9 protein-coding genes are annotated in these 13,592 nt (G+C 46.8%); 5 read left to right on the forward strand and 4 right to left on the reverse strand.

The genetic code is table 11. The features are described from left to right. Positions 1-2,571 (reverse strand): S8 family serine peptidase (locus QUB64_RS11355; RefSeq protein ID WP_333394062.1); only part of this gene is annotated, 2,571 nt, incomplete at its 3' end. An 845-nt stretch (positions 2,572-3,416) separates the two neighbouring features. On the opposite strand from QUB64_RS11355, the gene QUB64_RS11360 reads away from it, so the two are divergent. From QUB64_RS11360 to QUB64_RS11370, 3 genes are all read left to right on the forward strand, one after another. Further along, positions 3,417-6,227, forward strand: coding sequence for a chloride channel protein (locus QUB64_RS11360; protein ID WP_333273137.1), 2,811 nt, complete (start codon positions 3,417-3,419; stop codon positions 6,225-6,227). A gap of 512 nt (positions 6,228-6,739) precedes the next feature. Beyond that, complete coding sequence (locus QUB64_RS11365; protein WP_333273134.1) at positions 6,740-7,861, forward strand: glycosyltransferase family 4 protein; 1,122 nt, start codon at positions 6,740-6,742, stop codon at positions 7,859-7,861. An 11-nt stretch (positions 7,862-7,872) separates the two neighbouring features. Next, positions 7,873-8,106, forward strand: a complete 234-nt coding sequence (locus tag QUB64_RS11370; RefSeq protein ID WP_333273133.1) for a hypothetical protein — start codon at positions 7,873-7,875, stop codon at positions 8,104-8,106. Between the two features lie 437 nt (positions 8,107-8,543). Here QUB64_RS11370 and QUB64_RS11375 read toward each other — a convergent pair whose 3' ends face one another. Next, positions 8,544-9,479 (reverse strand): exopolyphosphatase, encoded by a 936-nt coding sequence (locus tag QUB64_RS11375; RefSeq protein WP_333273130.1) that lies wholly within the window; start codon positions 9,477-9,479, stop codon positions 8,544-8,546. Between the two features lie 66 nt (positions 9,480-9,545). Here QUB64_RS11375 and bioF point away from each other — a divergent pair, with 66 nt between their 5' ends. Together bioF and pirA are read left to right on the forward strand one after the other, a co-directional pair. After that, entirely contained in the window at positions 9,546-10,715 is a 1,170-nt protein-coding gene (bioF, locus tag QUB64_RS11380; protein ID WP_333273127.1) for an 8-amino-7-oxononanoate synthase, read from the forward strand. Positions 10,716-11,370: 655 nt separating this feature from the next. Next, a complete protein-coding gene (pirA, locus tag QUB64_RS11385) occupies positions 11,371-11,520 on the forward strand; it encodes an arginine synthesis PII-interacting regulator PirA (protein WP_333273124.1) in 150 nt (49 codons plus the stop codon). A 373-nt stretch (positions 11,521-11,893) separates the two neighbouring features. Here pirA and QUB64_RS11390 read toward each other — a convergent pair whose 3' ends face one another. Continuing rightward, positions 11,894-13,261, reverse strand: coding sequence for a TldD/PmbA family protein (locus QUB64_RS11390; RefSeq protein ID WP_333273121.1), 1,368 nt, complete (start codon positions 13,259-13,261; stop codon positions 11,894-11,896). Continuing rightward, entirely contained in the window at positions 13,261-13,419 is a 159-nt protein-coding gene (locus QUB64_RS11395) for a hypothetical protein (RefSeq protein ID WP_333343291.1), read from the reverse strand. Before QUB64_RS11395 ends, QUB64_RS11390 begins: the two co-directional genes overlap by 1 nt. Positions 13,420-13,592 lie beyond the last annotated feature (173 nt).

The raw sequence follows: 13,592 nt of genomic DNA on the forward strand, positions 1-13,592 counted from the left end.
AGTCGGACTTGTTGTCGGAGTCGGACTTGTTGTCGGAGTCGGACTTGTTGTCGGAGTCGGACTTGTTGTCGGAGTCGGACTTGTTGTCGGAGTCGTTAGAGCCGGTGCGGGAGCGCCGGGAATCTCACTCACAAGCAGGTTGCCGACCTTTTTGAAGGTGCCGTTACCTGGTAGGAAAAAGTTTTCTATAGTCAAATCATCCTTCTCTTTGACCTCGCCATCGGCATTGAGGTCAATCCGCAAGTCGTTTCCTTGTCTGAGAATCCCGTTCTGATCTTTTGCCAGCGTTGTTTTCAGGGTGACGCCATTGAGGATTAAATTATTTTCGGCGCCTCCTAGAGCCTTAATTGTGCTGCCGGCTGCTTTCTTAGCATTGAGGATGTAGGTGGTGTTTCCCTTGCCACCGACGAGGAAGTCGCTGCCACCGTAGAGGGTGTCGCCACCGATCAGGGTGTCGCCACCGATCAGGGTGTCGTCGGCACCAATGGCGACGAGGGTGTCGTTGCCGCGGCCGCCGTAGAGGGTGTTGGGTGCGTCATTACCGACGATCGAGTCATCTCCGTCGCCGGCGAAAACATTCTCGATGATGCTGCCGGGGGCGATGGTGAGGGTTTGTGGATCGAGTTTTTGACGCCCTGTCACATCGCGGCCGCGTAGGAAACTGGTTGAACCGGGAGTCAGGTTGACGATAACGTCATCGGTAATTGCCGCGGTGTTGATGATGTCGTTGCCGTTGTTGGTGTCGCTGAGTGTTTTGCGGCTATCGCCTGCTGCGGTGAAACTAGCGAACTCGTTGGTGTAGACGTAGGTGTTGTCATTAATAATGTCGTCGCCGTACAATCGCAAAGTTGCGCCTTTGAGTTTGCCGATATTTTTGCCGCTGGTTAGTTCTGCTGGTGCCTTGTCGCCATAAATGGAAAAGTTAAAGTAATTTGTGCCATCATTTTTGCCGTCGTTGTCCTTGCTATTATCGGAAATGTTCAGCGTCCAATCCCCAATGCCGGTTTCTCCCCAGTGGCGGGAACTGCCGAAGGTAAAGTTAATGGTTGTGCCTTTGAAACCCTTATCCCCGTCATCGGTGAAGTAAGGGAGGCGATCGAGAATTACACTCTCGGTTTTGTCAGGAGAAGTCAGCTTAACTACTAAGTCTTGAAATTGACCGTGCTCGATATTCAAGTCTAGTTCGAGCTTGTCGATGTTGATGCCTTGAGTAATCTTGAAGGTTTGATTGATCCCTGCGGGGTTATTGTCAGGGATATCTACCCCCGATTCTGGCGTCAACTTGACAAGTTGAGATTTCTCATTTGTCGCAGTTGCCGCTTCATTTTTGGCAGTTCCCGATCCCGATCGCAATTGCCAAGTTTCGGCCAAACGCACTGCTGCGGTGGCATCGATTAGCCCGAAACCGTAGTCGTGATTGACGTGGAGGCCGCCGCCGTTCCAATTTTTAGCCCCGTTAAACGTCCAAGTATCTTTGGGAATTGTCCCAGATTTATATTGGCTGCTTTTAACTACTTGATTGTTGGGATCGTTTTTGCGGGCTGAGTAAGCCAGGATTTCCTGAACGTCGCGGTAGCCGAGTTTGGGATTGGCTTGCAGGATTAAAGCGACAACCCCCGAAACCATCGGCGTCGCTGCCGACGTGCCGTCAAAGTCGTTGGTGTAGTTGGTGTTTGGAAAATTTATTAGAGTCTTACTGTTTTTGAATAATTGGTTGTCCTTTCTGTTGTAGCCCTTATCCTCGGTACGATCGACAGTGGCAATGGTGGCAGGACTATCGCCGAAGGTCGAGACCAGAAGTGGCGCGCCTGGATTGCTGTAAGAGGCAACAACTCCCTTATTGTTGATCGCAGCTACGGCAATTACATACCGACTGCTTTCGTAATCGCCTGAGTTGACATTTCTTCCTCGCTGTTCTGCAGCAGGCAAGTTTGGGTTAAAATTTGTTCGCTCGTTTCCCCCAGCCCAAGCAAATACAGTGCCTAACCCGCTGCGGCCGCTGGTGACGGCGTTTTTGATTTCTGCGATCTCCTTGGAATTGCCAAAATCAAAGCTGGAACTGCCCCCCCAGCTATTGCTAGAAACATCGAATTTAGTTTGCGCCTTTAAACTTGGAAGCTTACTTTCACCAGCGAATTTGTAAGCAGCGATCGTTGCTTCATAAGCAACACCCACTGTGCCCTTATCGTTTCTTTCAGCTGCGATAATCCCAGCTACAGAGGTACCGTGATCGGATGTTTTTTTAGGTGTATCTACTGGAAACGGCCCGCCAAACTTTTCTTCCAGCGACAGATCTTTATTGAAGTTATCCTTAAGATCTTCGTGTGCGCCATCGATACCATTATCAATGACGCCGACTTTGATGCCTTTGCCCGTATACTGCGGCCATAGAGGCAACACGTTGAGATCGATGCCGGGAGTACCTTCCTCTACGCCTACCAATGGTCTGAATTTTATTTTCTGCCCAGTGTTGAACAGCCACCACTGGTCTTCGGCGAACAGCTTTCTGTCTTCGCGCTTTGTGCCTTGGGGATCTTTTAAGTCATCCGGCAATCTGAATTGAGTAGTCATAACAACGAGCCTCTAATAATTTTCTTAACTGCTTCTGATAGCGATTGGGTCTGAGGACAGGGCGAGATCATCTGCTGATTGACGATCGCCATCACCCCGCATCCCCCCTGAGATATATTTTTTCATCGATCGGTGGCGATCGCTCAATTAATTTGCCAAAAATAAAAATTACCTGTTACAGTTCACAAATATCCAACTGCATATAGAACCCAAGGGAGCGAGGGTTGACTTTCGCTATCTGTATTATTTCAGCAGGCGGCTGTTTGTAAAAGTCGGAAAAGTCGGATCTTTAAGTCGGAAAAGTCGGAGCTTCAATCGGAAAAGTCGGATCTTTTGCGATGAGGGTGGTTTAGTGTTGACTTTTGAGGGTTGTTGTGTTAAAGGAATTGAATTTACCAAATGGGCAATCTAATCCTCAGCAAAGTGAGTCTCAACAAATCAGGGAAGTAGTTCTTCCGTACTTGTTATGGTAAATCGACTGCTATGAGCTCTTCCACTGCTATGAGCGATCGCAAGATTTCAAATGGGTTCTATGAATACGAAGGACAGTTTTAGATCTAGTCGAGTCTCCGAAACCCTTACTGGCTATATAGTGGGCTATTTTTTCTTTCGTTTGAGTCCAGCCCTAAGTTTCCTAAAATGCGTTAAAAATGGCAGGGCTTCCTCGCGATCGGCTTACAAAACCGTTAAAAAACTGTCCGAACTATTGTTCTATAAACATATAAAATTAATCAGCGTTAATCTGCGTGAACCTCCGGTTAAAAATTAGTTATATTTTCCCAAACCCAGCGATTTCTTGCTAAACTCTAACCGAGCAGACAATTTGCAGGCAATAAACGCTATTTATGCCGTACATTTCTATCCCTAAACAATTTAGGGAACCTTCCAGGGTCATCGAATCTCAACTGTTTTTACGACCAAAACGCCTCGCTATCTTTGAAGCTTGCCTGATTGGTTTAATCGCCGGACTGGCAGGCGTCTTGCTCAAATTAGGAGTCGGGTGGCTCGGCAGTTGGCGAGTTGCAACCTCCGCCGTAATTCCAGCTTGGATATTACTCCCCAGCGTCGGTTTATTTGGTGGGTTGCTAACAGGTTTCTTGGTTGAACGTTTGGCTCCCGAAACTGCCGGGAGCGGCATTCCTCACGTCAAAGCTGCTCTCGGCGGCGTCAATCTTTCCTTAGATTTCCGAGTAGCTGTTGCCAAACTTCTCACCACTATTTTAGCAGTTGGTTCCGGTTTAACTCTCGGAAGGCAAGGCCCGACTGTCCAAATTGGAGCATCTTTAGCAGGTTGGATCGGTCACTTGATGCCTACCTCCCCAGACTACCGCCGGCAATTGATTGCTTGCGGTGCGGCGGCGGGATTAGCTGCTGGTTTCAACGCTCCCATTGCGGGAGTTTTGTTTGTAGTTGAAGAACTCCTGCACGATGTTTCAGGATTAACTTTAGGGACTGCAATTATCGCTTCATTTATCGGTGCAGTTGTCTCCCAACTTTTGGGTGGCGATAGTTTAAATTTGAACCTTCGCGAATATCAAACCAGTTTTGCAGCTCAGGAAATTCCGTTCTATATACTGTTAGGAGTTTTAGCAGGATTGTTCGGAGCTTTGTTTAGCAAAGGGATTATAGCTAGTTTGCAATTTAACAAGCGGGTTCTTAAATTGTCCTTGCCCATGCGAATTGCTGTAGCAGGTATAATTTGCGGCTTAGTAATAGGTTTTCTGCCAGAGAGTTTCCGCAACAATACGGGATTGCGGGAATTTCTGCTGACCGGGGAAGCCAATGCTACAACGAGTTTAATTGCTTTTGTCGCTCATTTTTTTCTGACAATTATTTCTGCTGCTTCTGGAGCTCCCGGAGGATTATTTGCCCCTTCTCTAGTTATAGGTTCTGCACTCGGTCATATAGTGGGAATTGTGCAAGCAAATTCCCTGGGCGTCGGTTGGCCAGCAACCTATGCTTTTGCAGGCATGGGAGCATTTTTTTGCGCGGTTTCTAGGGCGCCGATTACGGCGGTAGTAATTGTGTTTGAAATTACGGCGGATTTCAAATTAGTGCTACCTTTGATGATTTGTTCTGTTGTTGCTTATTTAGTCGCAGAAAAGGTAGACAAGGGCTCGCTGTACGATCGCCTTTTGGAGTTGAACGGCATTCAGCTAACCAAGGAAAAACCCGCCACCGATACTCTCAGCGACTTAATCGCAGCTAACGTCATGCAGCGCCGAGTGGAAACTTTGTCGAGCCTGCTAACTTTCGATGAAGTGATCCAGGCATTTTCGCGATCGCACCACCGCGGCTTTCCGGTAGTTGAAAATGGTAAACTGGTCGGCATTATCAGTCAAACCGATTTGGCAAATGCCAGCAAGCGCAATTTTTCCGGCAACTCGCTGCTGAAAGAATTTATGACAGTACAGCCAATCACGGTAAGAGCAACCGATACTTTAAGTGAGGTTTTGTACAGGCTGAACAACTACAATCTCAGCCGCTTGCCGGTTGTAGAAGGACGGCATTTAGTCGGAATTATTACCCGCAGCGACATTATCCGAGTAGAATCCGATCGCCTCAGCGGAGAAACAACCCAAGGCCCGCATCCAGAACCATCCTATGTAGTCTATCAAACCAGAGCTCCGCAAGTCGGAAACGGCCGCTTATTAGTGCCGCTGTCCAACCCGCAAACAGCACCCGCCTTGCTGCGACTGGCGGCCGCCATCGCGCGCGATCGCAATTACGAATTAGAATGCCTGCAAATCATCACAGTACCGCGCAACAGTTCCCCCTCAGAAAGCGCAGTGCGAACCACAAAAAGCCGCCGCCTGCTGCAACAAGCCGAGCGCATTATCCGCAATTGGAACTTGCCAGTACACACTCAAATCCGGGTAGCTCACGACGTGCCACACGCGATTTTAGAGACAATTAGGGAGCGCCACATTGACTTAATTTTGATGGGCTGGCAAGGCGAAATATCCACAACTGGGCGCATTTTTGGCGATGTAGTCGATACGGTAATTCGGCAAGCTGGTTGCGAAGTAGTTTTAGTGAAGTGGAGCGAAAAACTATTAGTAACGCGCCAGAAAAATGAGTTTTTATCAGCTAGCAGCGCGCGGGAATATGCGTCTACAGAATGGCAGTTAAATGCTGAAGGAGTTGACGACGCCCAGAATTCCACATTTGCGGCCTCAGATTCATCAGCCACTTTTGAGACAGAACTTTCCCCGCCGAATGCAGAGATTCCGGCGCCAGAATTGGGATTGCACACGCTGATGGGTTTGCAGCGCTGGTTAGTACCAATTCGCGGCAGTTACAAGCAAGCTGCGGCTTTGCGGCTGTTACCTGCTTTCGTGGCTGCGAGTGCTCTACCGGAGATTAAATTGTGTCAGGTGCACCAGCCTTCTGTTGCGGAGCCCTCGCGCGCCGAATTAAAGCAAGCCGCGAAGTTTATTCAGGGGCGGGTTAGTTGTTCGGTAATCGCGACTGCGGTTTGCGCTAAGTCGGTTTCGGATGCTTTAATTGATTTGGCTCAAAACGATCAGTGCGATGCGATCGTCCTGGGAGCCAGTCGCGAAGGGCTCCTCAAACAGGTGATTCAGGGGAACATCCCGGAAGCTGTGGCGCGCGGTTGTGACTGTACAGTCATTTTAGTGCGATCGGCATCTTAGCAAAATCATAGCATGGGCGATTTGAGATTTGATGCGTAGGGTGCGGAGCCATCAAAAATCCCCAAATTATATGCAAAATCATCAAGCGACGCACCTTACATTTTAGTAGTCGTAGGGTGCGGAGCCATCAAAAATCCTTAAATTATATCGACAATTTCACGGCGACGCACCTTACACTTTGAGGATTGAACAAATATTTTTTATAAAAATTTTAATTAATAAACCCTCAATAAACCCGAGGGTGCGTCAGGGCAAAAATCCTGAGTTTGTATTTAAAACCTTCTCACCTGACGCACCCTACAATCTTACACGTGGAGGCTTGCACAATTATTTTTTTTATAAATGGTTTAATTAATAAACCCTCACAAACCCGAGGGTGCGTCAGGGCAAAAATCCTGAGTTTGTATTTAAAACCTTCTCACCTGACGCACCCTACAATCCTAATGACTAATGACTAATGACTAATGACTAATGACTAATGACAACTGACAACTGACAACTGACTACTAACTATGGTTCACTTTAACGTCGGCTTTCAACACTTTAATTCCTTCGCCGACATTACCCTATCGCTGGCGAAAACTTTAGACAAAATGGGAATTCCTATTTCTGTCGAACCATCGACAATCGCCTCTCACGTCACCCGCAATTCCACAGCCGAAGAAAACCACCTGCTAGCGAAGTGGATGAACACCGCACCATCAGACTTATTTCAGATCAAATGGTCTCATTACTGGAAACCTTATTTTCTCAAAGAGCTCAACGGACATCTCAACTTAGAATTTTTTGCCATCAATTACGAATTCGCTAAAAACGATGATGATTATGATTACTGGATCTACGATGCTGTCAACAATTCATCCCACATCCTAGCCGTAAGCGAATATTCTAAAAACGTTTTAATCAAAGCTGGGTGTCCGGCCAAAAAAGTCTCAGTCATACCTCTAGGTTTCAATCCTTTAATCTCGCAACTCTATTCTCCCAGACCGCAAAAAACCCAAAAAGATGTAAAATATATTCTGCACATGACCAATTCTTTTGATTTGTATAGATTTGGCACGGATCTCGCCATTCAAGCATTTTATCAAGAGTTTAAAAATGATGCCAACGTAGAGTTAATTATCAAAGATGGCGGCAAAAATCCTGATATCATAGTCGAACATATCCTAAATATCGAAAAGCAATTCGGCAAGTTAAAGTCAAAAGTTCACGTCAGGCCTAAATTTTATACTAAAGCAGAACTAGCTGATTTATACTTATCAGCAGATGCTTTTTTAGCACCGTTTCGCGGGGAGGGTTTTGCTATCAAGATTTTGGATGCCTTTGCTGCGGGTTTACCCGTCGCTATGACTCTGTACGGCGGCCCCACGGAGTACGCCAATACTGCTAACTGCTATCCCATTGATTGCGATCTAATTCCCGTCGGAGAATGTTACGATACTCAGTATCTAAAAATCAGAAATTCTCCTCATTGGGCAGAACCAAATGTTCAGTCTGTTCGCGAACAGTTGCGAAAAATTGTGGAAGATCCGATGCGTTTTCAGGTAGCACAAAAAGCTAGAGAGACGGCGGATTCGTTTAATTGGGAAGCGACGGGCAAAAAATTGCTAAGATTAATGCGAGAGTTGTTTTAGGAGCGGAAATCATGGGACTCGAACGCAAAATGTTTAGGGGAATGTTTTCACCTAGCGAAGTGGTACAATTGAAGCAACCTTGTTTTACTCCCGGGCGATTGTTTGAGCCCGGAAAATATAAAGCTGCCGATTTGCCGGATGTCGCTTTTGATATGGGTTTAGTAGACCATTTACCACCAGTCAAAGGCCGCAGTTCCGAAAATCTCAACCCCCCAAATCCACAACCTCAAAACCTTGAGGAATAAACCCCGTTTGTAGTAAGGACTTCAGTCCGCAAAATTCCCGTTTGTAGTAAGGACTTCAGTCCCAAAAAACCCCGTTTGTAGTAAGGACTTCAGTCCCAAAAAACCCCGTTTGTAGTAAGGACTTCAGCCCAAAAAAACCCGTTTGTAGTAAGGACTTCAGTCCAAAAAAACCCCGTTTGTAGTAAGGACTTCAGTCCGCAAAATTCCAGTTTGTAGTAAGGACTTCAGTCCGAAAAAGGTTCGTAGTAAGGACTTCAGTCCGCAAAAGGTTCGTAGTAAGGACTTCAGTCCGAAAAAGGTTCGTAGTAAGGACTTCAGTCCGCAAAAGGTTCGTAGTAAGGACTTCAGTCCGCAAAAGGTTCGTAGTAAGGACTTCAGTCCGAAAAATTCCAAGAATTAAAGACTCAAGTCCTGACTGCAAAAAATATCAAGCTAATTTAACCCTTTTGCTCGATTTGAGCAATTAACTCTTTCAAAACTTTACTAGCTTTATCATTGTCAATCTGACAAGTTCCGGCATTCAGGTGCCCGCCGCCGCCATATTTTAACATTAACTCCCCAATATTAGTTTGAGAAGTTTTGTTAAAGATTGACTTACCAACGGCGAAAACAGTGTTTTGTTGCTTCAGTCCCCAGAGTGCGTGAATCGAGATATTGCACTCGGGGAACAAAGCGTAAATTACAAAACGATTTCCGGCATAAATCACATCTTCGTTGCGCAAATCCAAAACGACTAAATTATCATAGACTTTGGCGCAGCGCTGTATTTGGTCTTGAAATTTTTCTGATTGCTCGAAGTAAAGGTCTACTCTTTCTTTCACATCAGGAAGCTGCAAGATTTCAGCGATGGTATGATTTTTGCAATAATCGATTAACTCCATCATTAACTGATAATTGGAAACCGTAAATTCTTTAAACCTGCCCAATCCGGTGCGGGCGTCCATTAAGAAATTTAATAGCACCCATTCTTCTGGATGCAAAACCTCTTCTTTGGCAAATTGAGCGGAATCTGCTTTGTCAACTGCGACCATCATCGCGTCGGAAATAGTCGGAAACTTTAGTTGACCTCCATAATATTTGTACAGCACCCTAGCTGCGGAAGCTGCATAGGGGTCGATGATGTGATTGATTTTGATTTTGTCATGTCTGAGAGTTTCGCTGAAATGGTGATCGAAAGCTAGATGAACTCCCTCAACATAGGGTAAATTGGTGGTAATATCGTCATTTGTGATTTCGATTTTTCCATCCTGCATATCTTTAGGATGCACGAATTTAATCTCGTCGATCAAATCGAGTTCTTTGAGCAAAACGGCACAGACAAGACCGTCAAAATCACTGCGGGTGACTAATCTGTATTTTTTAGTGAGTGGCATATGCTTCTGTGATAGGCAGGGACTGATTATAAGACAATATAACTTATTACCCGATCGCTAAACAATATGAACGCAGACCCTTACGCTTGGCTAGAGAAGTCCCTGGACACTGTTCGCCGGGCCGATTGGTATCGATCGCCACAATCGATCGAAAGCAGCCCCGGGCCTGTGGTAAAATTAGCAAACCGCCGGCTGATTAACTTTGCCAGCAACGATTATCTGGGACTTGCGGGCGATGACAGGTTGATTCAAGCGGCGATGGCTGCAACTAAGGAATTTGGTACTGGTGCGACGGGTTCGAGGTTGGTAAGCGGACACCGCGATTTGCACCGACAGTTAGAACTGGCTATTGCTAATTTAAAACAAACCGAAGACGCTTTAGTATTCAGTTCGGGATATTTAGCGAATTTAGGGGCGATCGCATCAGTTGTCGGCCAGCGCGATTTGATATTATCTGACAAGTACAACCATTCGAGCCTCAAAAACGGAGCCACACTCAGCGGTGCAAAGACGCTTGAGTACAGTCACTGCAACCTTGAGGATTTAAAGGCCAAGCTAGAGCAAAATCGCGCCAAATACCGCAAGTGTTTAATTATTAGCGATAGCGTCTTCAGCATGGATGGGGACTTGTGCCCGCTGCCGCAGTTGTTAGCTTTGGGCGAGGAATTTAACTGTATGGTATTAGTAGATGAAGCTCACGCTACAGGAGTTTTCGGTGCTAGCGGTGCCGGTTGCGCAGAACATTTCGGCTGTACGGGATTGCCACTAATTCAAGTTGGCACGCTGAGCAAAGCTTTGGGAAGTTTGGGCGGCTACGTTGCGGGCTCTGCTGCTTTAATTGATTTTCTGCGCAATCGAGCTGCGAGTTGGATTTATACTACAGCATTGACGCCTGCTGACACAGCGGCTGCTTTGGAAGCTGTGAGAATTGTACAGCAAGAACCAGAGCGCCGAGTTCGGTTGCAGCAAAATATTGAAACTTTTAAATATAGCGCGATTACCAATCGCCAATTAGCAATTAGCAATTCCCTCTCCCCAATTTTCAGTCTGCGGTTAAAAGATGCAGCCACAGCTTTAACAGTTAGCAGCTTCCTCAAGGAGATGGGTATTTTTGCTGTGGCGATTCGCCCTCCGACTGTCAGCGTCAGCCGAATTCGGATTTCGCTGATGGCAACTCACGAGCTCGCACACCTTCAGCAGTTGGTAGAGGCTTTGGGGACGATCGCACAAATATAACACTATTTGTTCAAAGCTGCATCTCTGGGTAGGGAAACGGCAATGCCATCCGTCGTGTCAACAAACACCTCAAACGCAGTCAGAGAATGCTGTTTGGCGACTAAGGCCAGAGCCCCCCGGCGCCCCCCGGATAGTCGGGGGGGACAAGAGTCACTCTCAAAGTCCCCCGACCTAAGAGGGATGCGAGGGGGATCTCGCAAGAGGCTATAAACGAGAGATCAAAAGGGTTTCAGGCGATTGTTGACAAGGCTACGCGCAGTGCCGTGTCCCTACTTGCCCGCGTCTATAGAACCCATTTGACATCTTTGAGTTTTTGGGTTGGGTGACGAGAAATATAGAGAGAGACCGGTTTGTGAGATTTACGCAAGGGGCAAGAAACCGGGTTTCTACGAGTTTTTGGTTGGGTCACGAGAAATATAGAGATCAACCCGGTTTCTCAGATTTACGCAGAATAGATCTCAAATGGGTTCTATATATTTAGATAGATTGTGGAGATTGTCAAGATATCGCTATTGACTTATGGCAAAGATTATATAGTATTGTGTGCGATCGGTCAATAACTGTGAATTTTTTGTAATTTTAGATACTTTTTGAAATTATGCGCTATATTAAAGAAGTAGGAGTTACACCAAATTTAATATAAGGAACGTTCACCATGAACACAAATCGCCAAAACGTAAAAAAAATCGCTGAAACCCACCGCGCTAACATTCAAAAGCAACTGACGCACCGCATCGAAGTAGCTAGAGCCAGCGGCAACCATGATTTGGTTCGGGTGCTTGAAGATGAGATGAGACAGCTTTAAGAAGCGGCCACTAAAATTTGCCCGTAGTTTGGTTTAGAGGGTGGCGCGAGAAATGCAGAATTCCCGCAACCCTTACTAGCGTGATTTTTCACTCCTCTCTTAGTTGGTAGAAAAAACCCCGGTTTCTTCAAGAAACCGGGGTTTTTATTGAACTTTTGGGTGATATGACCGATCGACTACCATAACAAAAACGCTTGGTTCGTAGTGCGGACTTCAGTCCGCAATCTAAAAGCGGACTGAAGTCCGCACTACGAACTAGGGTGATTGGTTCGTAGTGCGGACTTCAGTCCGCAATCTAAAAGCGGACTGAAGTCCGCACTACGAACTAGGGTAAATCGAACGCGATATCATTTATCCCCAATCGAAAATGGTATTATCTTCCTCCGACTACAACATTTTTAATGCGCAAATGGGGGCCGCCGACACTTACCGGCAAACCGCCTTGGCCGCCTTTTCCACAACCGCCGCAGGCATAAACTGAGTCGTTGCCGATCGACTCAATATCCTTTAAAGTCTGAAATACATTGCCGCTTAAGGTGACATCACTCACGGGTTCGGCTAATTTGCCGTCGCGAATCATGAAGCCTTCGGCTGCTGCAAAGGTAAACATTTCGCCGTTAGTTTGTCCTCCCAACATCCGTACTGCATAGACTCCTTCCTCAATGTCGCCCACCATTTCGTCGAAAGAATGTGCCCCAGATTCGATCGCCGTATTAGTCATCCGCACCAGCGGCATAAAAGTGGCGCTCAGGGCCCGGGCATTTCCAGTCGGACTTTCGCCCATTTTGCCCGCAGTCTCGCGATTGTGCATTCTCGCTGCTAAAACTCCATTTTTAATTAAATGCTTGCACTGAGCGGGCACGCCTTCGTCGTCGTATTTCAAAGTTCCCGGTAATCCCGGCAAAGTTGCGTCGTCAATTACGTTCAATTGTTCGATCGCCACAGGCTTACCCAAAGTCAACAATTCTTGCATTTTCGGGTTTTCGTAAATGCCGTCAGCTTCCGACAAATGGCCGAAAGCTTCGTGAATAAATACTCCCGACAAATAAGGGTCTAAAATCACCGGATATTGGCCGCCTTTCACCGGTTTTGCTTCTAGTTGGCCCACAGCTCGCACCGCCGCGCTCTTAACACGATCTTCAATATTTGTCAAGACATTGTAATCCGATCGCGAATGAATCGACTCAGACCCTTGGCGGACAACACCACCTTCCCCGCGGGCGATCGCCCCGAAGCGCCCCGTCACATCCAAACGCTCTTGAGCAATGCAAGTTCCTTGAGAATTTACAAAATAAGTAATCCCAAATCTGTCGCTGTAACCAGCCATTGTCGTCTGAATTCGCGGGTCGTGATCTAACAACAATTGGTTGTAAGATTCGAGCAACTTGCGTTTTTCTGCTAGAGTAATCGATCGCGGATCGCGACCTAATTCCACGGCTACATAATCTTGAATCGGAGTGACATCTGCTAGTACAGTTTTTTCGCTCCCAACTAAACGAGACTGCACGACAGCTTCTTCTATGCGAGCTTTTAATTCAGCTAAACCATTAAATGTTACAAAACTCCAGCCGCCTTTGTGACAGGCGCGGATGCCGCCGGCGAGACTGAAACTGCGGTTGACTGCATCTAACTGAGGGCCGCGAAAACTAATTGCTGTTGACTCGCTTTGTTCGAGGCGAACTTCTAGATAATCTACGCGATCGCGGTAAGGGGCGATCGCTTCCATCAACTGTTCCTGCATCAAATTGCCCCTATGAATGATTTGCGCCCAGCACTGACAAAAATTATTGCTAGCCTTATTTTAGCCAACAAATCCCGTGTTTCGGGAGCGATGCCGTGCCGCAGCGGTGCGATGGGGGCGCACCCTACCGATCGCACCGCTGCGGTACTGAGTGTCATACAGTACAAAAAACTCCCGCCCAGTTGCGCAAAGCCCCGCAGATCGGAAATCTTGCATCTGCCTACAGAAATAGAATTAAACTATAGCGGTTCTCAAGCGTGGTGAGGTATGTCCGGTTTGGCCTATGCCCTATGTCCGGTTTGGCCTATGCCCATAGCCCATAGCCCATAGC

The sequence above is a fragment of the Microcoleus sp. Aus8_D2 genome, assembly GCF_036702665.1.
Taxonomy (GTDB): domain Bacteria; phylum Cyanobacteriota; class Cyanobacteriia; order Cyanobacteriales; family Microcoleaceae; genus Microcoleus.

Excerpts from the sequence above, each read along its gene's own strand:
- QUB64_RS11360 (WP_333273137.1), top strand. The coding sequence starts at position 3,417 with ATGCCGTACATTTCTATCCCTAAACAATTTAGGGAACCTTCCAGGGTC.
- QUB64_RS11365 (WP_333273134.1), top strand. The coding sequence starts at position 6,740 with ATGGTTCACTTTAACGTCGGCTTTCAACACTTTAATTCCTTCGCCGAC.
- QUB64_RS11370 (WP_333273133.1), top strand. The coding sequence starts at position 7,873 with ATGGGACTCGAACGCAAAATGTTTAGGGGAATGTTTTCACCTAGCGAA.
- QUB64_RS11375 (WP_333273130.1), bottom strand. The coding sequence starts at position 9,479 with ATGCCACTCACTAAAAAATACAGATTAGTCACCCGCAGTGATTTTGAC.
- bioF (WP_333273127.1), top strand. The coding sequence starts at position 9,546 with ATGAACGCAGACCCTTACGCTTGGCTAGAGAAGTCCCTGGACACTGTT.
- pirA (WP_333273124.1), top strand. The coding sequence starts at position 11,371 with ATGAACACAAATCGCCAAAACGTAAAAAAAATCGCTGAAACCCACCGC.
- QUB64_RS11390 (WP_333273121.1), bottom strand. The coding sequence starts at position 13,261 with ATGCAGGAACAGTTGATGGAAGCGATCGCCCCTTACCGCGATCGCGTA.
- QUB64_RS11395 (WP_333343291.1), bottom strand. The coding sequence starts at position 13,419 with ATGACACTCAGTACCGCAGCGGTGCGATCGGTAGGGTGCGCCCCCATC.